Annotated in this window: 23 protein-coding genes and 1 riboswitch; of the genes, 18 read left to right on the top strand and 5 right to left on the bottom strand. The window is 41.3% G+C overall.

Annotated features, from left to right (window positions below; genetic code table 11):
* Window positions 1-155 (top strand): IS3 family transposase (locus tag J2T50_RS02420; RefSeq protein WP_253364035.1); only part of this gene is annotated, 155 nt, incomplete at its 5' end.
* Window positions 156-222: 67 nt separating this feature from the next.
* Here the strand turns inward: J2T50_RS02420 and pepC are convergent.
* Window positions 223-1,551, bottom strand: a complete 1,329-nt coding sequence (pepC, locus tag J2T50_RS02425) for an aminopeptidase C (RefSeq protein WP_253363309.1) — start codon at window positions 1,549-1,551, stop codon at window positions 223-225.
* A gap of 152 nt (window positions 1,552-1,703) precedes the next feature.
* On the opposite strand from pepC, the gene J2T50_RS02430 reads away from it, so the two are divergent.
* The 14 genes from J2T50_RS02430 to J2T50_RS02495 all read left to right on the top strand — a co-directional run bounded on the left by J2T50_RS02430 (window position 1,704) and on the right by J2T50_RS02495 (window position 11,407).
* Window positions 1,704-2,951 (top strand): diaminopimelate decarboxylase, encoded by a 1,248-nt coding sequence (locus J2T50_RS02430; protein WP_253363310.1) that lies wholly within the window; start codon window positions 1,704-1,706, stop codon window positions 2,949-2,951.
* Between the two features lie 145 nt (window positions 2,952-3,096).
* The gene (locus tag J2T50_RS02435; protein ID WP_253363311.1) at window positions 3,097-3,330 is read left to right on the top strand and encodes a YneF family protein; all 234 of its coding nucleotides are present in this window, start codon (window positions 3,097-3,099) and stop codon (window positions 3,328-3,330) included.
* A gap of 56 nt (window positions 3,331-3,386) precedes the next feature.
* Window positions 3,387-4,181, top strand: coding sequence for a glutamate racemase (gene racE, locus J2T50_RS02440; protein ID WP_253364037.1), 795 nt, complete (start codon window positions 3,387-3,389; stop codon window positions 4,179-4,181).
* Window positions 4,178-5,173 carry a nucleoside-triphosphate diphosphatase gene (locus tag J2T50_RS02445; RefSeq protein ID WP_253363312.1) on the top strand — a complete coding sequence of 332 codons (996 nt, stop codon included), beginning with the start codon at window positions 4,178-4,180 and terminating at the stop codon, window positions 5,171-5,173. Before racE ends, J2T50_RS02445 begins: the two co-directional genes overlap by 4 nt.
* Window positions 5,152-5,673 carry a metallophosphoesterase gene (locus tag J2T50_RS02450; protein ID WP_253363313.1) on the top strand — a complete coding sequence of 174 codons (522 nt, stop codon included), beginning with the start codon at window positions 5,152-5,154 and terminating at the stop codon, window positions 5,671-5,673. The genes J2T50_RS02445 and J2T50_RS02450 overlap by 22 nt, the downstream gene beginning before the upstream one ends.
* Window positions 5,670-6,116, top strand: a complete 447-nt coding sequence (gene cbpB, locus J2T50_RS02455; RefSeq protein ID WP_253363320.1) for a cyclic-di-AMP-binding protein CbpB — start codon at window positions 5,670-5,672, stop codon at window positions 6,114-6,116. The genes J2T50_RS02450 and cbpB overlap by 4 nt, the downstream gene beginning before the upstream one ends.
* An 8-nt stretch (window positions 6,117-6,124) precedes the next feature.
* On the top strand, window positions 6,125-6,871 hold the full coding sequence (gene xerD, locus J2T50_RS02460) for a site-specific tyrosine recombinase XerD (RefSeq protein ID WP_253363328.1): 747 nt from the start codon (window positions 6,125-6,127) through the stop codon (window positions 6,869-6,871).
* The gene (locus J2T50_RS02465) at window positions 6,861-7,580 is read left to right on the top strand and encodes a segregation/condensation protein A (RefSeq protein ID WP_253363330.1); all 720 of its coding nucleotides are present in this window, start codon (window positions 6,861-6,863) and stop codon (window positions 7,578-7,580) included. The genes xerD and J2T50_RS02465 overlap by 11 nt, the downstream gene beginning before the upstream one ends.
* Window positions 7,564-8,130, top strand: a complete 567-nt coding sequence (scpB, locus tag J2T50_RS02470; protein ID WP_253363338.1) for an SMC-Scp complex subunit ScpB — start codon at window positions 7,564-7,566, stop codon at window positions 8,128-8,130. The genes J2T50_RS02465 and scpB overlap by 17 nt, the downstream gene beginning before the upstream one ends.
* Window positions 8,120-8,845, top strand: coding sequence for a pseudouridine synthase (locus J2T50_RS02475; RefSeq protein WP_253363339.1), 726 nt, complete (start codon window positions 8,120-8,122; stop codon window positions 8,843-8,845). Before scpB ends, J2T50_RS02475 begins: the two co-directional genes overlap by 11 nt.
* On the top strand, window positions 8,845-9,093 hold the full coding sequence (gene yidD / locus J2T50_RS02480; RefSeq protein ID WP_253363340.1) for a membrane protein insertion efficiency factor YidD: 249 nt from the start codon (window positions 8,845-8,847) through the stop codon (window positions 9,091-9,093). The genes J2T50_RS02475 and yidD overlap by 1 nt, the downstream gene beginning before the upstream one ends.
* A 200-nt stretch (window positions 9,094-9,293) precedes the next feature.
* Entirely contained in the window at window positions 9,294-9,836 is a 543-nt protein-coding gene (locus tag J2T50_RS02485; RefSeq protein ID WP_253363341.1) for a tRNA (cytidine(34)-2'-O)-methyltransferase, read from the top strand.
* Window positions 9,837-9,963: 127 nt separating this feature from the next.
* Window positions 9,964-10,095: riboswitch (FMN riboswitch) on the top strand.
* 80 nt (window positions 10,096-10,175) lie between these two features.
* Window positions 10,176-10,733 (top strand): ECF transporter S component, encoded by a 558-nt coding sequence (locus J2T50_RS02490; RefSeq protein WP_253363347.1) that lies wholly within the window; start codon window positions 10,176-10,178, stop codon window positions 10,731-10,733.
* 23 nt (window positions 10,734-10,756) lie between these two features.
* Window positions 10,757-11,407, top strand: a complete 651-nt coding sequence (locus J2T50_RS02495; RefSeq protein ID WP_253363349.1) for a phosphatase PAP2 family protein — start codon at window positions 10,757-10,759, stop codon at window positions 11,405-11,407.
* 44 nt (window positions 11,408-11,451) lie between these two features.
* Here J2T50_RS02495 and J2T50_RS02500 read toward each other — a convergent pair whose 3' ends face one another.
* From J2T50_RS02500 to J2T50_RS02510, 3 genes are all read right to left on the bottom strand, one after another.
* Complete coding sequence (locus J2T50_RS02500) at window positions 11,452-13,266, bottom strand: acyltransferase family protein (protein WP_253363350.1); 1,815 nt, start codon at window positions 13,264-13,266, stop codon at window positions 11,452-11,454.
* The gene (locus tag J2T50_RS02505; RefSeq protein WP_253363352.1) at window positions 13,256-13,678 is read right to left on the bottom strand and encodes an MORN repeat-containing protein; all 423 of its coding nucleotides are present in this window, start codon (window positions 13,676-13,678) and stop codon (window positions 13,256-13,258) included. Before J2T50_RS02505 ends, J2T50_RS02500 begins: the two co-directional genes overlap by 11 nt.
* A 64-nt stretch (window positions 13,679-13,742) precedes the next feature.
* On the bottom strand, window positions 13,743-14,177 hold the full coding sequence (locus tag J2T50_RS02510; protein ID WP_253363354.1) for a low molecular weight protein-tyrosine-phosphatase: 435 nt from the start codon (window positions 14,175-14,177) through the stop codon (window positions 13,743-13,745).
* A gap of 158 nt (window positions 14,178-14,335) precedes the next feature.
* On the opposite strand from J2T50_RS02510, the gene J2T50_RS02515 reads away from it, so the two are divergent.
* The 3 genes from J2T50_RS02515 to J2T50_RS02525 all read left to right on the top strand — a co-directional run bounded on the left by J2T50_RS02515 (window position 14,336) and on the right by J2T50_RS02525 (window position 15,582).
* On the top strand, window positions 14,336-14,857 hold the full coding sequence (locus J2T50_RS02515) for a Dps family protein (protein ID WP_253363356.1): 522 nt from the start codon (window positions 14,336-14,338) through the stop codon (window positions 14,855-14,857).
* Window positions 14,858-14,971: 114 nt separating this feature from the next.
* Window positions 14,972-15,196: a YqgQ family protein gene (locus tag J2T50_RS02520; RefSeq protein WP_253363358.1), complete on the top strand. Its 225-nt coding sequence runs from the start codon at window positions 14,972-14,974 to the stop codon at window positions 15,194-15,196.
* Window positions 15,193-15,582, top strand: coding sequence for a rhodanese-like domain-containing protein (locus tag J2T50_RS02525; protein ID WP_253363360.1), 390 nt, complete (start codon window positions 15,193-15,195; stop codon window positions 15,580-15,582). Before J2T50_RS02520 ends, J2T50_RS02525 begins: the two co-directional genes overlap by 4 nt.
* A gap of 538 nt (window positions 15,583-16,120) precedes the next feature.
* Here the strand turns inward: J2T50_RS02525 and J2T50_RS02530 are convergent.
* Window positions 16,121-18,439 carry a hypothetical protein gene (locus J2T50_RS02530; protein WP_253363361.1) on the bottom strand — a complete coding sequence of 773 codons (2,319 nt, stop codon included), beginning with the start codon at window positions 18,437-18,439 and terminating at the stop codon, window positions 16,121-16,123.
* Window positions 18,440-18,535 lie beyond the last annotated feature (96 nt).

Here is an 18,535-nt window from a genome sequence, read left to right on the forward strand (position 1 = left end):
CAGAGATGTTTTACGGCTATGAAGAGTCCTACAAATCACTGGTGGAGCTTGAATCTGCCATCAAAGAATACATAGTTTACTACAATAACAAGAGAGTCAAAACAAAATTAAAAGGACTGAGTCCCGTTCAATACAGAGCTCAATCCTGTGCTTAAAATATAGTGTCTAACTTTTGGGGGCAGTACAAAAGTCCGGGGCCTTTTCTTTTTAACTGTAACAGTTTTATTTGTTTGCAAGTGCTCCCATTGGATCCCATGGTGCAAGGACGATTGGTTGGCTTTCGTAGGCAGCTAATTCTTCTGCTGTGAGGAATTCTTTGCGCACAACGATTTGGTAAGTGAATTCATCCATCCAGGCATCAGAAGCGACGAAGTAACCTTGTTGGCCAACCTTGTCTCCCCATGAATTTTCGACTTTCCATTTGGTTGCTTTGCCATTTTCGTCCAAGTCAACTCCGGTCAAGACCATAGCGTGAGTCATCAAGCTTTCGCTGTAGTCCAGGCGACCAGCCTTGTCTTGAGTCAATTGAATATCCATAGCAGATGCAAAGTCGTAAGTGTTAGTTGCCATAACACCAGATTGACGGTCGCTCATTTGGCCGACATCAGAACCAAACCAAACTGACTCGCCGGCTTGCATTTGGGCAATGGCCAATTCTTTGAAGCGGTCCATGTCTAAGTTGATGTAGCGTACGTCACGGCTACCAACGACATTTCCGAGGAGTTCAACAGTATAAGATTTGCCATATGGTTTATCAGCTGTTGGAGCATTGATGACAGAGACATAGTCTTCGAGTTTCAAGCCGACATATTTTTCGTAGAAAGCTTGTGGTGTCAGATTTTTCTCTGAGTAGAAGTTGTTATCTTTGTCACGGTAGGCAAAGTCAAATGTGCGTGGTGGCAAACCAAGGTTCATTGCTAGGAAGTTGAAGATTTCTTGGAGAAGTTCTTCTTTTTTAGCTTGAACATCGCCGCCGTTTGTGACCAATTCACGGAGAATTTGTGCATCTTGACGCAATAATTTGTTAAGGTATTGGTTCATTTCACGGCTGGCGCTAGATGATACAGATTCAGGATAAACAGATTTCGGTACGACGCCGTATTTTTCAAAGAGGGCAACGACCATATCCCATTGACCACCGTCTTGTTGAGGGACATCCAAGAGGAATTTTACCTTGCGGCTACCCAATTCTTGATCAGCTGTTGCGATGATTTGTTCCAAGAACCAGTTTGATTTTTCGTATTTGTCCCAGAAGAAAGTGTGGGCTTGTGACAATTCAAAGTTTTCCAATTTGAACTCGCTGATGAGTTTGTGGCGGAAGGTATTGAGGGCAGCAAACATCCAGCAACGACCAGATGCTTTTTGGTTTGAAACTGCATCTTTTGTCAAGTCAATGGAGAAGACAGGGTCTGTTTCAATTTCGCTTTGGCGCGTTTCCAGTGCTTTTAGAAGCCCAGCGTGGGTTACAGCATTTTCTACAGCTTGGTATTTGGGATTTGCCAAATAGTCTGCATAGAGTTTTTCAGTGAAGTTTTGTGTTAATTCGGCCATGGTTCACTCCATTTCTAAAAAATTTACCCTTCCATTATAACGCTAGGAGGTCAGATTGCAAGTCGGGACTAGAATTTTGCGAATATTTTGCCAGAAAACTTGTATTTTATGGTATAATATGACAACATATTTTGAAGATTTGGAGAGTAACGATGACAAAGACCCCTTTTATTTCCACACCTGTACTAGAAAGGTTAACTGAGCAATTTCCAACGCCATTTCACCTGTATGATGAAAAAGGAATTCGTGAAAAAGCGCGTGCGGTCAATCAAGCATTCGCTTGGAATCCTGGATTTAAAGAGTATTTTGCGGTCAAAGCAACTCCCAATCCAACAATTTTGAAGATTTTACAAGAAGAGAATTGCGGTGTGGACTGTGCGACAGAAGTCGAATTGTTGATGAGCGACAAACTTGGTTTTACCGATATTATGTTTTCTTCCAACAATACGCCTGCCCAAGAATACCGCTATGCGCGTGAGATTGGAGCGACCATTAACTTGGATGCCTATGAACAAATTGCCTTCTTAGAGGAAGTGGCAGGCCTACCTGAGACGGTATCTCTCCGCTACAATCCTGGTGGGGTATTTGCACTTGGGACTGACATTATGGACAATCCAGAGGAATCCAAATTTGGCATGACACGTGCCCAGTTGATCCAAGGTTTTAAGGATTTGAAGGCTGCGGGCGTCAAAGAATTTGGAATTCACTCATTTCTTGCTTCCAATACCGTAACCAATGATTATTATCCCGAATTGGCACGCCAACTCTTCACTCTCGCAGTCGAAATCAAGGAAGAAGCAGGAGTTGAACTCAGCTTTATCAACTTATCTGGAGGAATTGGGGTCAATTATCGCCCAGAAGAAAAAGAAAATGACATTGTCATCATCGGTGAGGGCGTGCGCAAGGTCTATGAAGAAGTCCTGACACCAAACGGACTGGGCTTTGTCAAAATTTTCACCGAATTGGGACGCTTTATGCTGGCACCGCACGGTCTCTTGGTTACCAAGGTTCTCCACCGTAAGAAGACTTATCGTGACTATGTGGGCGTAGATGCTTCTGCTGTCAATCTTCTTCGTCCGGCTATGTACGGCTCATACCATCATATCACCAACATGACCAATTCTGAAGGTGCGGTAGAGGTTGTGGACATTGTTGGTTCGCTTTGCGAAAATAATGATAAATTTGCCAAGGAACGTGAATTGCCAGAGGCTCGTGTCGGTGACACACTTGTTATCCATGATACAGGTGCGCATGGCTTCTCTATGGGGTACCAATACAACGCCCGCTTGCGCTCAGCAGAAATCCTTCTCCAAGAAGACGGATCAGCTCGCATGATTCGACGCGCTGAGACACCAGAGGACTATTTTGCAACCCTTTATGGATTTGATTTTGAGGAGTAGGTTTCCTCGTTAATTGACGTGAAAAAGACAACCGCCAATTTGATTTCTCTGTCGAGGAAGAGGCTGATTGAAAACCATAACAAAACCTTGGAAAACTTTGATTTTTCTGATATAATGGTACAAGAAAATCAAGGAGTTTAGAAATATGAATTTAGCATTAGCAATTGTATTAATTTTGGCAGCTTTGGCTGGTGGTGTCGCTTTGGGAATGTACCTTTCACGTAAGCAAGTACAGGACTACATCGCAGATAAGCCAGTTTTGGATGAAAATGCCCTTCGTTTGATGATGAGTCAAATGGGACAAAAACCGAGCGAAGCAAAAGTGCAACAAACACTTCGTCAGATTAAAGCTTCTCAAAAGGCTGCAAACAAAAAATAAGCATAAATGGGACTCGGGAGAACATCCCAGTCCTTTTTTAGCGAAAGTAGGAAATGATGGATAATCGACCAATTGGTTTTTTGGATTCAGGTGTGGGTGGTTTGACGGTGGCGCGTGAGCTCATGCGCCAACTTCCTCATGAAGAAATTGTCTATATCGGGGATTCGGCTCGGGCACCTTATGGACCGAGACCAGCAGAACAAATTCGTGAATATACTTGGCAGCTGGTTCATTTTCTCTTGACCAAGGATGTGAAGATGATTGTCTTTGCCTGCAATACCGCAACAGCCGTTGCTTGGGAAGAGGTCAAGGAAGCCTTGGATATTCCTGTTTTGGGTGTGATCTTGCCTGGGGCATCTGCAGCTATCAAGGCAACAAAATCTGGCAAAGTCGGTGTGCTCGGGACATCTATGACTATTCAGTCCGACATTTATCGACAAAAAATTCAAGCACTTTCTCCTGAAACAGACGTAAGCAGTCTGGCCTGCCCCAAGTTTGCTCCTCTGGTAGAGTCCAATTCTTATCAGTCCAGTTTGGCTAAAAAGGTGGTCTATGAGACTCTAGGAGGCTTGAAGGGGAAGGTGGATACACTGGTCTTAGGCTGTACTCACTACCCGCTTCTACGGCCCATTATTCAAAACGTTATGGGGCAAGAGGTCAAGTTGATTGATAGTGGGGCAGAGTGTGCTCGGGACATCTCCGTCTTGCTTAATTACTTTGAAATCAATCGCAGCCGGACAGCAGAAAAAACAGGCCATAAATTTTACACAACGGCCAGTCCAGCAGCCTTTCGCGAGATTGCTGAAAGCTGGCTAGATCGAACAATAGATGTGGAGCGTGTGACATTATGACAAAGAAAATTTATGAATACAAGGATGTAGCAAACTGGTTTATTGCGAGCCTAGGTTCTTTTCAATATGTAACGAGTTTTCTGGAAGATGATGACTTTTCAAGTTTTTCAGAAGTGATTTATAAATTGTTAGAAGATGTTGGTATGAAACGATTTGAGGAAGGTCCAGGTGTCCAAATTCATATCGTGCAATGCTCTTCACATTTTCATTTGTTGAACTTTTTAGTGGATGTCATCAATCAAGAATTTGACCGGAAGATAGAAGTACGTCGTCACCAAGGAGCCATTTTAGTCAGTGAAAACGACCAACTCTTGTCTGTTCAACTTCCAAAAAATGGTGTGAAGCTAGCTGACTTTTTAGGTGCTTCTTCAGAAAAATCACTTGAAGATACCATCCTCATTGCGACGAAAAATGAAGGAAAAACCAAAGAGTTCCGAGCTTTCTTTAAAAAAATGGGCTACGCAGTTGAAAATCTCAACAACTACCCAGACTTACCTGATGTCGCAGAAACCGGTATGACCTTTGAAGAAAATGCACGGCTCAAGGCTGAAACCATTGCCCAGCTGACTGGAAAAATGGTCTTGGCAGATGATTCTGGCTTGAAGGTGGACCGACTGGGTGGTCTGCCCGGAGTTTGGTCTGCTCGCTTTTCAGGAGCAGGAGCAACCGATGAGAGTAATAACGCTAAACTCTTGCATGAATTAGCAATGGTCTTTGAACAGAAGGATCGTTCTGCTCAGTTTCACTGCTGTCTAGTCATTGCGGCGCCTGAGCGAGAAAGCCTCGTCGTCGAGGCGAATTGGGAAGGCTACATTGCCTTCGATGCCAAGGGGGAAAATGGCTTTGGCTATGACCCACTCTTTATCGTTGGAGAAACTGGCAAGCGCTCAGCTGAATTCACACTAGAGGAAAAAAATCAGATTTCTCATCGTGCAAAAGCACTTAATCAATTATTGGAGGCATTTCCAGTATGGCAAGCAAACGAATTGTAGTCATGAGTGATTCCCATGGAGATTGGGAAATTGTGGAAGCAGTCAAACAGACCTATCTTGGCAAAGTAGATGCTATTTTTCATAATGGCGATTCAGAGTTGCCAGCAGATGATGCAATCTGGGACGGGATTTCCGTTGTATGTGGAAATTGTGACTATTATGGTGGCTATCCAGACACTCTTTTGACTGATTTGGATGGTATCCGCATTGCTCAGACGCATGGTCACTTGTTTGGCATCAATTTCGGTTGGCAGAAGTTGGACTATTGGGCACAGGAAGTAGAAGCAGACATTTGTCTTTACGGTCACCTGCATGTACCAGACGCAGAGGTACGTGGTGGAACCCTCTTTCTTAATCCAGGATCAGTCAGTCAGCCAAGGGGGCTGGTGAGAGAATGTCTCTATGTTCTTGTCACTATTACAGACCATCACTTTTTGGTGGAGTATTTCACTCGTGATCACCAGCTTTATCCTGCATTGACAAAGGAACTTGCCCGATGATAACACCAAAAATTAAAGAATTTTTATTGGCGCAAGAAGAAACATTTTTGACGCCAGCTGAAAAATTAGCCGTGATTGTGGAAACGCACAATATCGACCATGCCAAGCTCCTATTGAGCCATATGACCTACTCGCGGGTACCAGTTGTGACGGAAGACAATCGATATTTTGGGACCATCAGCTTGCGGGAAATCATTCTCTATCAAACGGAAAACAATCTATCTGATGACCAGCTGAATGTAGATATTTCCTTGATTGCCAAGACGGATGGACCAACTGTTCCTGTTGAGTATGACTTGGAAGAAGTCATGCGCGAATTGATTGACGAAGCCTTTTTACCTGTCGTCGGACCGGATAAAGAATTTTTAGGGATTATCACCCGTAAGTCAATCCTAAAAGCAGTCAATGCCCTTGTCCACAATTTTCACCTTGAAGAAAAATAGAAAGTCTTATGAACACATTGATAACAGCCTTTTTCCAGCAAAAAAAACTTTCCAAGAATTCACAATTGGCTTATCAATATGACCTCCAACAGTTCTTGGATGTTTGCGAGGGGCAGTTTTCAAGTGGAAAGTTGGAGATTTACCAAGCCTTTTTACAGTCACTAAAGCCAAGAGCCCAGCAGCGTAAGTTGTCTGCGGTTAATCAATTCCTCTATTTTCTCTATGAAAACGGGGCGATGGAACCTTATGTCAAGTTGAAATTAAAACAGTCTAGCTCAAGCCTGGCTCCGCAAAACTTGCAGTTGGAAGAATTAGGTGATTTGTGGCAGGATACAGATTACAAGGCAGGGCAACTCATTGCTCTTTTGATTGCGATTGTTGGCTTGACACCTGCAGAAATTGCAGGCATCCGCACAGAAGATGTTGTGCTGAGTTTTGCCGTCTTGACGGTGGAACGGGAGCAAGTTCGCCGTGTTGTCAGTCTGCCCAAGGAATTACTTTCCTATCTAGACGCACAACTGGGGGCAGTTTTTCTTTTTGATAAAAAGGGGAAATCCTATTCACGTCAGTGGTTCTTCAATCAGTTGTCACAGTTTGTCACAGCTATTGGGCATCCGACTTGGACTGCGCAAAAATTGCGTGAGCAGTATATTTTACACAGATTGGCAGAAGGAAATTCTCTGGAAGAAGTTGCTAAGCAATTGGGACTCAAATCAATGACCAGCTTGGAAAAATTTAGAAAAAATGGATATTAAATTAAAAGATTTTGAAGGGCCGTTAGACTTGCTTCTGCACTTGGTTTCCAAGTACCAGATGGACATCTATGAGGTGCCTATTACAGAAGTGATCGAGCAATATTTGGCTTATATTGCGACCTTGCAAGCTATGCGCTTGGAGGTAGCCGGTGAGTACATGCTGATGGCGAGCCAGCTGATGTTGATTAAGAGCCGTCGACTTTTGCCCAAGGTGGTGGAAGAAATGCCTGAAGAGGAAGACCCAGAGCAGGCCTTATTGAGCCAATTGGAGGAATACCGTCGCTTTAAGATCATCAGTGAAAAGATGGGAGAGCAGCATGACGAGCGCGCCCATTATTATTCAAAACCAAAAGTTGAGTTGGTCTATGAGGATGTGACTCTGGCCCAGGATAAGACGACGGTCGACCTCTTTTTAGCCTTTTCAAAAGTCATGGCAGAAAAGCAAGCGGAACTCCGTCAATCTCATGCCACAATTGCGCGGGATGAGTACAAAATCGAAGACATGATGGACCAAGTTCGTGGTCGTTTTGGGAAGAAGCAGCAAATCCGACTATCGGACTGTTTCAAGGAAAGTCGGGATATGAATGAAGTGATCACGATTTTTCTAGCCACCTTGGAGTTGGTCAAGGTTCAGGAAATCTTGGTGCAACAAGAAGAAAACTTCGGAGAAATTTACCTAGTAAGGAGTCAAGATGAGTCGAATAGCTGAAATAGAAGTCTTGCTCTTCGTGGCAGGCGAGGATGGATTGACCCTGCGTAATCTAGCAGAAATACTAGAAATGCAGCCCTCAGCGGTCACCCAACAATTGGAAAAATTAGCGCAAAAGTATGAAACAGATGAGGATGCCGGTCTCATGCTTTATGAGTCCTCCAATCATTATAAATTGGTCACAAAGAAGGTCTACGCAGACTTGTTGAGAGCCTATGCCAAGACGCCTATCAACCAATCCATGTCCCGAGCTTTGTTGGAAACCTTGTCCATCGTTGCCTACAAGCAGCCCATTACTCGGGTCGAAATTGATGACATTCGTGGGGTGAATTCCAGCGGTGCCATTAGCAAGTTGCAGGTCTTTGACCTGATTCGAGAAAATGGGAAGAAGGATGTGGTTGGCCGTCCAAACCTCTATGTAACCACGGATTATTTCCTGGATTATATGGGAATTAACAATCTGGAAGAATTGCCAGATGTATCAGGTCTAGAAATTACAGACCAGGAAACGGAATTGTTTCTAGAAAGAGAAAATCAAGATGAGAATTAACAAATATATCGCTCATGCAGGAATTGCCAGCCGTCGTAAGGCTGAAGAGCTAATCAAACAAGGTTTGGTCACGGTAAATGGCCAAGTTATTCGTGAATTGGGCACAATCATCAAGTCAGGTGATGTGGTTGAAGTAGAAGGGCAGCCTATCTACAACGAAGAAAAGGTTTACTACCTTCTCAACAAACCTCGTGGTGTGATTTCAAGTGTGTCGGATGACAAGGGACGTAAGACGGTTGTAGATTTATTGCCTACCGTTAAGGAGCGGATTTATCCTGTTGGCCGTTTGGACTGGGATACTTCAGGTGTTTTGATTTTGACCAATGATGGGGATTTCACCGATGAGATGATTCACCCCCGCAACGAGATTGATAAGGTCTACCTTGCGCGTGTCAAAGGAGTTGCCAACAAGGAAGTACTTCGCCCATTGACACAAGGTGTTGTCATTGATGGCAAGAAAACTAAACCAGCAGTCTATGAAATTTTGAAAGTTGATCCTGTAAAAAATCGTTCCGTGGTACAATTGACCATTCACGAAGGGCGCAATCATCAGGTCAAGAAAATGTTTGAATCTGTTGGACTTTTGGTGGACAAGTTGTCACGGACTAAGTTTGGGAATTTGGACTTGACAGGTTTGCGTCCAGGTGAGTACCGTCGCCTCAATAAAAAAGAAGTCAGTCAGCTACATACCTTGGCTGTTACCAAGACAAAATAATGGTTTGGCTATTGAAAAAGCTGGTGCGCCTCTACCAACGCTTCATTTCTCCTCTCACACCTCCCGCATGCCGCTACCATCCAACTTGCTCTAATTACATGTTGCAGGCCTTGGAAAAGCATGGCCTTAAGGGAGTGCTGATGGGCCTATCCCGCATCTTGCGCTGCCATCCATTTGTTGAAGGAGGAGAAGACCCTGTTCCAGACCATTTTTCACTAAGACGAAATAAACCTGAAAATGGATCCTAATTTCTGTAAAAATCAAGGAATAATCTATTCATTTTCCTTGAAATTTACTTAAATTATGATATAATTGAAGACAAGATATTCATTTATTTAAATCAAACCTGTTGTGATTTAAGTGAATGACTTGTCATTCACCATGCTGTCTGCTGAGCTTGACTCCGGGCAGTGTGGCATTTTTTTTGTAAAAAATAGAAAGAAGAACTATGAATATCGAAGACCTTTCTTACCAAGAAACATCCTCACGCAACCATGTTGTTTTGTTTGAACCACAAATTCCACAGAATACTGGCAATATTGCGCGGACCTGTGCAGCGACCAACAGCCCCCTTCATATCATCAAGCCGATGGGCTTCCCGATTGATGACCGAAAAATGAAACGTGCTGGACTGGATTATTGGGATAAATTGGATGTCCGTTTTTATGAAAATCTCGACGGATTTATGCAGGCAGCAGCTGATGGTCAAGTGCATTTGATTTCAAAATTCGCCGATAAAACTTATTCAGATCAATCCTTTGATGATGGACGTCCGCATTATTTCCTTTTTGGACGAGAGGACAAGGGGTTGCCAGAGGAATTTATGCGTCAGTATCCTGAAAAGGCACTCCGCATTCCGATGAATGATGAACATGTCCGCAGTCTCAATGTCTCCAATACTGTGTGTATGATTGTTTACGAGGCATTGCGCCAACAAAATTTTGCGGGGCTCGAACTCACTCATACCTACGAAGCAGACAAGCTTAAGTAGGGAGAAGTGTGTCTAAAATGACAACTAAGCCTGTCTCCAATGCCACTATCGTGCACGACGGAACGTCGCTAGTTAGATAAAAAATGAACCAAAACCTTGCAACTGTAAGGTTTTTTTGTTATGATTATCTTGTCTTCAGGGCAGGGTGAAATTCCCGACCGGCGGTATTCAATCTGAAAAGGATTGTCAGTCCGCGAGCGCAAGCTGATGTGGTGTGATTCCACAACCGACAGTAGAGTCTGGATGGGAGAAGACGAAGGTTTTTGGCGTACACGAAAAGTGAGTCAAATGATACCTTTGGGACTTCTTTCAATTTGTCAAAATTGGAGGAATTTTTTTATGACACAAACACGCAAAATGGCCTACATTGCCATTCTTTCCGCAGTTTCTTTTCTGCTCATGTACTTGAAGTTTCCCTTGATTCCAACGGCTAACTTCTTGGAAGTTGACTTTTCCATCATTCCCATTTTACTGGGCTTGCTGGTATTGGATTTGAAGTCGGCTTGGGGAATTTTACTGCTTCGGACCTTACTCAAATTTGTCTTTAACAATGCTGGTCCCTCAACCTTGATTGGCTTACCAATGAACATTGTGGCGGTTGGTGTATTCGTGCTGGCGATGGCCATTATTTGGAAGAAAAAGCCGAGCTTGAAAACTTACTTACTCGCATCGCTAGTTGGAACACTAGGATTGACAGTCTCAATGCTGGTGCTCAACTATGTCTATGCGATACCCTTGTATGCAACGGTTGCGAATTTTGATATCAAACAAATTCTAGGTCTCAACCCGTATTTGTTTGGGATGGTCTTGCCTTTCAATCTTTTGGAGGGAGCCTTATTCGCCCTTGTATTCTATCTTTTTTATCTAGCTTTCAGACCTTATTTAAAAAAACTTTAAGCTAGCTATCCTATAGTTAATTTATGAAAAACAAACAATCTTATTTACGTTATGCTTCATTTGCAGCCCTCTTCTTTGTTATTTTAGGTTACACAGTCAAATTTTACCCTGAGACTTTGGCTGGTTTCGATAAAGGATTGCAAGCTGCCTTTCGTGGTCAGTTGCCAGAAGCAGCAACACTTTTTTGGTCGCACATCACTATTTTAGGCAATGCCAGTGTGACTATTTTATTGATGCTTGGTTTGGCGAGCCTATTCTACTGGAAAAAATGGAAGGCTGAGGCTTATTTCCTAGTTTTGAATTTTGCCTTGATGGGTTTCTTTTCAACCCTGCTCAAATATGTCTACCAGCGACCACGTCCTACGATTGAATGGTTGGTCAATACGACCGGCTATTCTTATCCGAGTTGGCACACTGCTTCTACGCTTTTAATTGCTGGTTTCTTGGTGATTATTTTGCAGCAACGGATGAAAGCAGGCGCGCTCCGCTTGCTAAGCCAAATCGGTCTTGTCTTAGTTGCAATTCTTGTAGCTTTATCACGGATTTACATCGGAGTGCATTTCCCGACAGACATCATCGGCGGCTGGTTGCTGGCTGTGACTATTTTACTAGCTGTTTTTCCTTACTATGATCAGTATCGCTTTACTCAGCGTTTTCAGAGTAAGCAGAAATAAGGATTTGATTAAATAAAAATGAAGACTAGCAATAGTCTTCATTTTTATTTTTTAACAGGCTTTTTAGCAGCTTCGTTGAGTCCTTCTTGGATTGTTTGTACATAGAGTTTAGCACCCGCTTGGATAGAAGGTGAGTCGCCACCAAAGTGGATGTTATCACTATTTGCCCAGATTTCAGGATGTTTTTTAGCGGTAGCATTCCAGTCTGCAATGGTGATAAAGTCATACTCTTTAGCGAGCTCTAGCTCATATTGGTAATGTTTTTCTGCGATAGGATCTTCATACGTTGCAGAATTACCGTCGTATGGTGTTACAAAGATGAGGCTGTGTCCCTTAGGAAGAGTAGAGATGATATTGTCCAATTCTTCGTTGTAATTATTGACGACATTCACACCTGTTGCAATAACGACATTTTTCATGAGAGTGCCATTTTGGATATTGGTTTTGACAATTTCCAAGGCTTGGGTAGTATTACGGCTCTCAGCCGCATCAACGATAGCATTTGGGAGTAACTCTGAGATAGCAGATGTTGCACGAAGTGTCACTGAATCTCCGATGACAGTAGTTCCTTCTGTAACATTGTATTTAGAAGCTGTTTTTCCATCCGCAAAGGTACGGGTTTGTTGCATCTGAGTATCGGCTTGTTTTAGCGAGTTGGTCAATAAATCAGTCTCAAAAGCGCCGATAGCTGGTGCAGTAAAGATGACCCAGAGGCCTAGTAAGGCGATGATTGCTCCGCTGATGGAAGCTGGTAGACGAAGTTGTTCCCAGCTAATCTGCACAGAGAAGAGTTGGACTTCTTTTCCTTGCAGCAGTGGTTCTAAGATATAGAAGGATAGACTAGCAAAAAGAAGGGAGAAGAAAGTCGTTAACAGTACTGCAACTAGATTGTTGGTAGCTTGTGAAAAGATAGTATAGAGTGGCCAGTGAAAGAGGTAGACTCCGTAGCTAGTATCGGCTAAAAATGTCACGATAGCAGGTTCTTCCTTGTCTGGTAATTGCTCGTGCAATAGGCGGGCAGAAAAAATAAGACACGTAGTAGCCAAGCTAGAAAACAAAAATCCAAATAGGTAGGTACTACGATTTTCAAATTTCAAGAAGAATGTCAGAAGAAGAAGAACAGTCAGTGCTCCGCCTGCCCAGTAAAATGTTTTCTTAACAGGCCAAGTATGAATGAGTCGCTTGAATGGCTTGGTCGTTCCTTGAATCCCTGTCAAGGTTGCAAGAGTGCTTCCGACAAAAAATGGGAACAGGTGTGTCCAACTAGAGAAATAAATGGTTGAAAAGCTATCTGTCAAAAATGATCGAACAAACATAGAGAGGAAGCAGACTAGGAAAATGAAGGAGGAAAGGAAGAAAATCATTCCTCGCAATTGCCCTTGCGATTTAGCATGTTTGGATAGCCACCAGACAAGCAAGCCCCACAAAACATAGAAGTGAACTTCAACAGCCAAGCTCCAAGTATGGACAAAGAGATGGGGAATAAATTGATTTTCGTAGTTTCCGCCAGTCAGAATCTCAAAGTAATTGGTCATGAAACCAAAAACGGCGACGATTTGTTGACCGATATTGGCGACAAAGTCTTTACGGATTAAGAGGGTAAAAGGTAGGCTGAGCGCCACCATCAGGATAACGGGTGGTAGGATACGATAAAATCGTCTTCTAAGAAATCCGATGATGTCGATATGATTATTTCGAGCAAATTCGTCCAAAAATAAGGCGGTGATCAGGTAACCTGAGAAGGTGAAGAAAATATCTACACCGACGAAACCACCTGAAAAATATTTTGTGAAGTAGTGGTAAAGTAATACGAGCACCAGTCCTATGATACGTACGACTGAAAACCATTTAATTCTCATCTTGATAAATCCCCTGTTTAAACTTTCCTTGGTAAATTGTCTTGTCTTCGGTTTTTAATTTGCCTTGACCGTTTGGACGACCATTGCTAAATGCGCCGGTATAGGTCCAACCCGCCTTTGCACGGAAGGTGCCTTGACCATGGAAGAGCCCGTTTTTGAACTGTCCTTGGTAGACATCCCCATTTTCAAAGGTAACTTTACCTTGGCCAGTCAATTTATGATTGGTGGTATAGCCGGTATAGGTAATTTTTCCATTGTCTAAGGTAAGAGAGGTTTTAGTAGGAATGCGCCCTAAGAACATGACAATGATGCAGAGAACAATCAAGGCTGCTGTAGCCAATTCGATATTTTTTCTCGTTAGGTAGACTTTCAAATTTTGCAGTTTTTCAAGGTCAAATGATAACTGTTTCATAGCGTAATTCTCTTTCTATAAAGTAGTACCATTCTATCATTTTTGACCCAATATTACAAAAATATTACATAGAATCCATCTGCTTCAATTTTTGTAACCATTCTTTACAACCTGCTAAGATGCGCTGGTAGGTTTCTTCAAAATCCCTTGTATAATAAGGATCAGGGATACTCTCCACAGCAAAAGGATGAATCTTATAATGCAAATGAGCAGGAACCATCTTCTTTAAATCACGGATGTTGTTGCGATTCATACCGATAATAAGATCGAATTTCTCCGCATCTGCCCTAGTCAATTGTTGGGAACTTTTGGTCGGTTCGTAGGGAATCTGATATTGCTTCAAAATTCCTTGTGTACCTCTGTGAATAGGATTTCCATGCTCCCATAAGGATGTTGTGCGACTTTCTATTTTAACATCTGTGGTCAGATTTTTCATAACAAACTCTGCCATAGGACTGCGGCAGATATTGCCTAGACAAACAAAAACAATTTTGTTCATGCGTTTTTCTCCTTTTCTTCTATTATACCCTAGTTGGATTTGTTAGTTTTCTCATTTTTGGAATATTTTAGAACATTTCTAATTTAGAGACTAAAAGATTGAAATGTTGATGAATTTTATTTATAATAATTACAAATAAAAGAAAAGAGGGTAATTATATGAAATATCATCAAGCAGCAGCGGAAGTGGCAAGATTTGCCAAAGCTGAGACAGTGGCAATCAATTTCTCAGAAACACAGGCAGTATTGAACCAAGCAGTGGCAGATTTGTCAGTAGCTCATTCTATCTTGCATCAAGTGCATTGGTATATGAGAGGGACAGGCTTTATGGTTTGGCATCCAAAGATGGATGAATACATGGCAGAGTTGGATGGTTATTTAGATGAAATGAGTGAACGCTTGATTACTTTGGGAGGCGCTCCATTTTCAACTTTGGCGGAATTTAGCAGCAATAGCCAGTTGACAGAAGTTAAAGGAGATTATAATTTGTCTTTAGAAGAACAATTGGCGCGTGTCTTGGAAGTTTATCGTTATCTAGCAGGCTTGTTTACAAAAGGATTTGCTGTAACAGATGAAGAAGGAGACAGTGTGACAAATGACATTTTCAATGTGGCAAAAGCGAGTGTTGAAAAGACGATTTGGATGCTGGCAGCAGAATTAGGACAAGCCCCAGGCTTATAAGAGAGAGCATCGAAAGGTGCTCTTTTATTTATCTTTTTTTAAAAAATGAGAGCAGAAAGAGTGGAATGTGAAATAGACCTTGAAAATAGAGCGGATTTTTGCTAAAATTTTCCTATGAAAACCCTTTACGATGTGCAACAATTGCTCAAACGATTTGGTATCTTTGTCTATATGGGAAATCGCCTCTACGACATTGAAATGATGAAAATCGAACTCCTCCAGATTTATCAAGCAGGTCTTTTGGATAAGATGGACTACATTCAGGCAGAATTGATTTTGCGCAGAGAACATCGGCTGGAAGAAGAGTATCAGAAGAAAAAGGAGCAAGCAGAAAAATGAACTCAACTCTCTTAATTTTATTGGTTACACTGGTTTTATTGTTGGCTTGGATGGGCTACAATTATTGGCGTCTAAAACGTGCAGCGACGTTGATTGAAAACAAGGAATTTGCTGAAAAAATGCACGGTGCTCAAGTCATTGACTTGCGTACGCCAGCTGAATTTAGTAAAAAACATATTCTCGGTGCGCGTAATATCCCATCAGAGCAAATCAAGCAAAGTCTAGGTGCTATTCGTAAGGACAAGCCAGTTTTGATTTACGAAAATGACCGTGGGCAACGCGTGACATCGACAGCTCTTCTCTTGAAAAAAGCAGGCTACAACGAAATTTATATTTTAAGTTATGGTCTTAATGAGTGGGATGGCAAAGTGAAGAAAAATTATTAAAATAGTGATTTATAGAATAGGATACCATCCCAATATATCTGTTGTACGCTAGTTAAACGACTTGTGTGGATGGTGTCTTTGTTTTGTGCTACAACGAAATAACATTCTCTCGTCTATTTATACTTTTTTTATTTCAGAAGTAAGTGATAAACAGCGAAGTTGTTATTAATGAAATGTTATTTAGAAATATATTATATTTTTCACTAGTCTACTGATTGGCAAAAAATTAGCATTTCATTATGTGTTGCATATTAAGGGAAAGAATATTGTGTAGTTTGATAGAAAAAGATAAGCCAAAAGTGAATTTCTAGAAATGAGTATTAAGTGGTAATCGAATCATAGGACTGTTAAGCAATTTTGAATTCTAGGGTGTTAGGTAATTTAATTTTCTTGCTAATTAAAAATAGATGTAATGGTGGGTATCTGTGGGAAGCTCACCATATCTTTGTAAACAGTTTGATAAAATCCAAATAGTAGAAAAGGACTGAGTTCTCTATAAAGTAGTCTCAGTCCTTTTTTGCTATTAAATTTTAGATAGTCACTTTAGACGACGTTTTACGAAAGGTAATAGTAATAAGTTTAAAAGTCCCAACATCATCATGAAAGATGATGAACGCTCACCAGTTACAGGGAGTATTTTTTCTTTGGATGGTTCGTCCTTACGTGCTGGTTCCTCTTTATGCGCTTGTTTCTCTTTGCGTGCTTGCTCTTCTTTGCGTGCTTGCTCTTCTTTACGTGCTTGTTCCTCTTTACGTGCTTGTTCCTCTTTACGTGCTTGCTCTTCTTTGCGTGCTTGTTTCTCTTCTTTGCGCGCTTGCTCTTCTTTACGTGCTTGTTCCTCTTTACGTGCTTGCTCTTCTTTGCGTGCTTGTTTCTCTTTACGCGTTTGCTCTTCTTTACGTGCTTGTTTCTCTTTACGCGTTTGCTCTTCTTTGCGTGCTTGTTTCTCTTTACGCGTTTGCTCTTCTTTACGTGCTTGTTTCTCTTTACGCGTTTGCTCTTCTTTGCGTGCTTGTTTCTCTTTACGCGTTTGCTCTTCTCTACGCTCTTGTTCGTCTTTACGAGGAGCATTTTCTTTTGCTTGGAAAGTAGCAGCAATTCGCTTTAACCCAGCTTGCAAGGCAGCCTCAACCTCTTCTTTAGTTGTTGCTTTATCAATAGCTTCGACAGCATATGTTGCTTCTCTAGTGGCAAATTTCTTGTAAGAGTATTTTTGCGGTTCTGGGAGAGCAGCATCAATTTCAGCTCGTTTTTGTTTCACCGCAGTTTTGATTTGTTCTTTTGCTTGACGTTGTTGAGTTGCGAGAGCAGATTCCTCTTTACGCTCTTGTTCGTCTTTACGAGGAGCATTTTCTTTTGCTTGGAAAGTAGCAGCAATTCGCTTCAACCCAGCTTGTAAGGCAGCCTCAACCTCTTCTTTAGTTGTTGCTTTATCAATAGCTTCGACAGCATATGTTGCTTCTCTAGTGGCAAATTTTTTGTAATAGTATTTTTGCGGTTCTGGGAGAGCAGCATCAATTTCAGCTCGTTTTTGTTTTACCGCAGTTTTGATTTGTTCTTTTGCTTGACGTTGTTGAGTTGCGAGAGTAGATTCCTCTTTACGCTCTTGCTCTTCTTTGCGCTCTTGCTCGTCCTTACGTGCTTGCTCTTCTTTGCGCGCTTGCTCTTCTTTGCGTGCTTGCTCATCTTTACGTGCTTGCTCTTCTTTGCGCGCTTGCTCGTCCTTACGTGCTTGTTCTTCTTTACGTGTCTGCTCTTCTTTGAGCTCTTGTTCCTCTTTGATTAATTGTTGAACTTGTTGAGATTTTTCTTCTATTACTTTGTTTACTTCTTCAAGTGCTTGAGTTCCGTTGTTATTGGTTCCAAAACGATTTTCTTTAATGACCTTGACTACTTGTTCAATGATGTTAGAAATTTGGGTGCTTTGGCTTTGTTTGGTTAATTCAATAAAGTCATTGAATTGTTTATTAATTTTAGCAGCAACTAGATAATCTTCCAGACGATGATATGAAGAAACTAATTCCTGAATATTTTTTTTATCGTATTGTTCTTTTACATAAACTCTATATGGCATAGATTTATATGCTCCTGACAATGCCTCTGCTATGACGGTATCTTTTAATAGAGTATTCATACTAAATTGATCTGGCGCGCTTGTTAAACTATCTATCTCATCAATACGTTCTATTGTTTTTTTATATGCATCATCTAATTCGTTTTTTTTCTCAACTTTCTGACGCTCTTGCTCTTTTTCAGTTTCCACAACGTTATTAATAGCAGCGATTGTTACTTTTTCAAGCTGTTTTACTTCTTCTACTGACTGTGTAGATGTAAGCTTTTCAATAAAATTCTCAACTTTTTCGGTTATCGACTTTTTAGAGTTTTGTGAGTTCACATCGTCTTGACGATTTTTTCCATGTGCCCTGACAATTTTTAGTGATTCCTCTCGCTGTGTCTTTACTTTCGCAATTTCATTAATTGCTTTAGTTAGAGTAGCTGAAAAATTCTCTTTCGCCTTTTCAATTATGCTATTTATTTGGGCAGAGTCTTTGGCTGTTTGTAATTCAGTCGAAGATTGTTCTAATAAAGTTTGAATTTCAAGATTATATTGACGGTGAAGATTAAAAAAGGATAAATAATCACTAACTCTCTTTGGAAATTCGTCCTGAAATCCTTGTGCTGCAAGTTGAAGTTCAATGGTTTTTAATTTAATATTGTTATCATCATTCTGTGTAATTGGTACAGCTGGAGGATTATCATTTGCGGCTACTGTTGTTTGTCCGTAAACTCCTCCTAATAAAATAGTCGAAGCCAGAGTAGCGGCTAAAATGACTTGTTTCTTTTTGCTATGATTCATATCATACTCCTTATTTGTAATTATTCCTATAAGATAGGCACTATCTATTTAATACTAATTTATTTTAAAATACAATATAAAATAACATTTTATTAT

It is taken from the genome of Streptococcus gallinaceus (assembly GCF_024170225.1).
Classification (GTDB): domain Bacteria; phylum Bacillota; class Bacilli; order Lactobacillales; family Streptococcaceae; genus Streptococcus; species Streptococcus gallinaceus.

Excerpts from the sequence above, each read along its gene's own strand:
- J2T50_RS02515 (WP_253363356.1), top strand. The coding sequence starts at position 14,336 with ATGAAATATCATCAAGCAGCAGCGGAAGTGGCAAGATTTGCCAAAGCT.
- J2T50_RS02500 (WP_253363350.1), bottom strand. The coding sequence starts at position 13,266 with ATGAGAATTAAATGGTTTTCAGTCGTACGTATCATAGGACTGGTGCTC.
- J2T50_RS02435 (WP_253363311.1), top strand. The coding sequence starts at position 3,097 with ATGAATTTAGCATTAGCAATTGTATTAATTTTGGCAGCTTTGGCTGGT.
- racE (WP_253364037.1), top strand. The coding sequence starts at position 3,387 with ATGGATAATCGACCAATTGGTTTTTTGGATTCAGGTGTGGGTGGTTTG.
- J2T50_RS02495 (WP_253363349.1), top strand. The coding sequence starts at position 10,757 with ATGAAAAACAAACAATCTTATTTACGTTATGCTTCATTTGCAGCCCTC.
- J2T50_RS02450 (WP_253363313.1), top strand. The coding sequence starts at position 5,152 with ATGGCAAGCAAACGAATTGTAGTCATGAGTGATTCCCATGGAGATTGG.
- J2T50_RS02465 (WP_253363330.1), top strand. The coding sequence starts at position 6,861 with ATGGATATTAAATTAAAAGATTTTGAAGGGCCGTTAGACTTGCTTCTG.
- J2T50_RS02485 (WP_253363341.1), top strand. The coding sequence starts at position 9,294 with ATGAATATCGAAGACCTTTCTTACCAAGAAACATCCTCACGCAACCAT.
- J2T50_RS02430 (WP_253363310.1), top strand. The coding sequence starts at position 1,704 with ATGACAAAGACCCCTTTTATTTCCACACCTGTACTAGAAAGGTTAACT.
- J2T50_RS02510 (WP_253363354.1), bottom strand. The coding sequence starts at position 14,177 with ATGAACAAAATTGTTTTTGTTTGTCTAGGCAATATCTGCCGCAGTCCT.
- yidD (WP_253363340.1), top strand. The coding sequence starts at position 8,845 with ATGGTTTGGCTATTGAAAAAGCTGGTGCGCCTCTACCAACGCTTCATT.
- J2T50_RS02490 (WP_253363347.1), top strand. The coding sequence starts at position 10,176 with ATGACACAAACACGCAAAATGGCCTACATTGCCATTCTTTCCGCAGTT.
- J2T50_RS02520 (WP_253363358.1), top strand. The coding sequence starts at position 14,972 with ATGAAAACCCTTTACGATGTGCAACAATTGCTCAAACGATTTGGTATC.
- scpB (WP_253363338.1), top strand. The coding sequence starts at position 7,564 with ATGAGTCGAATAGCTGAAATAGAAGTCTTGCTCTTCGTGGCAGGCGAG.
- J2T50_RS02505 (WP_253363352.1), bottom strand. The coding sequence starts at position 13,678 with ATGAAACAGTTATCATTTGACCTTGAAAAACTGCAAAATTTGAAAGTC.
- cbpB (WP_253363320.1), top strand. The coding sequence starts at position 5,670 with ATGATAACACCAAAAATTAAAGAATTTTTATTGGCGCAAGAAGAAACA.
- J2T50_RS02445 (WP_253363312.1), top strand. The coding sequence starts at position 4,178 with ATGACAAAGAAAATTTATGAATACAAGGATGTAGCAAACTGGTTTATT.
- J2T50_RS02530 (WP_253363361.1), bottom strand. The coding sequence starts at position 18,439 with ATGAATCATAGCAAAAAGAAACAAGTCATTTTAGCCGCTACTCTGGCT.
- pepC (WP_253363309.1), bottom strand. The coding sequence starts at position 1,551 with ATGGCCGAATTAACACAAAACTTCACTGAAAAACTCTATGCAGACTAT.
- xerD (WP_253363328.1), top strand. The coding sequence starts at position 6,125 with ATGAACACATTGATAACAGCCTTTTTCCAGCAAAAAAAACTTTCCAAG.
- J2T50_RS02475 (WP_253363339.1), top strand. The coding sequence starts at position 8,120 with ATGAGAATTAACAAATATATCGCTCATGCAGGAATTGCCAGCCGTCGT.
- J2T50_RS02525 (WP_253363360.1), top strand. The coding sequence starts at position 15,193 with ATGAACTCAACTCTCTTAATTTTATTGGTTACACTGGTTTTATTGTTG.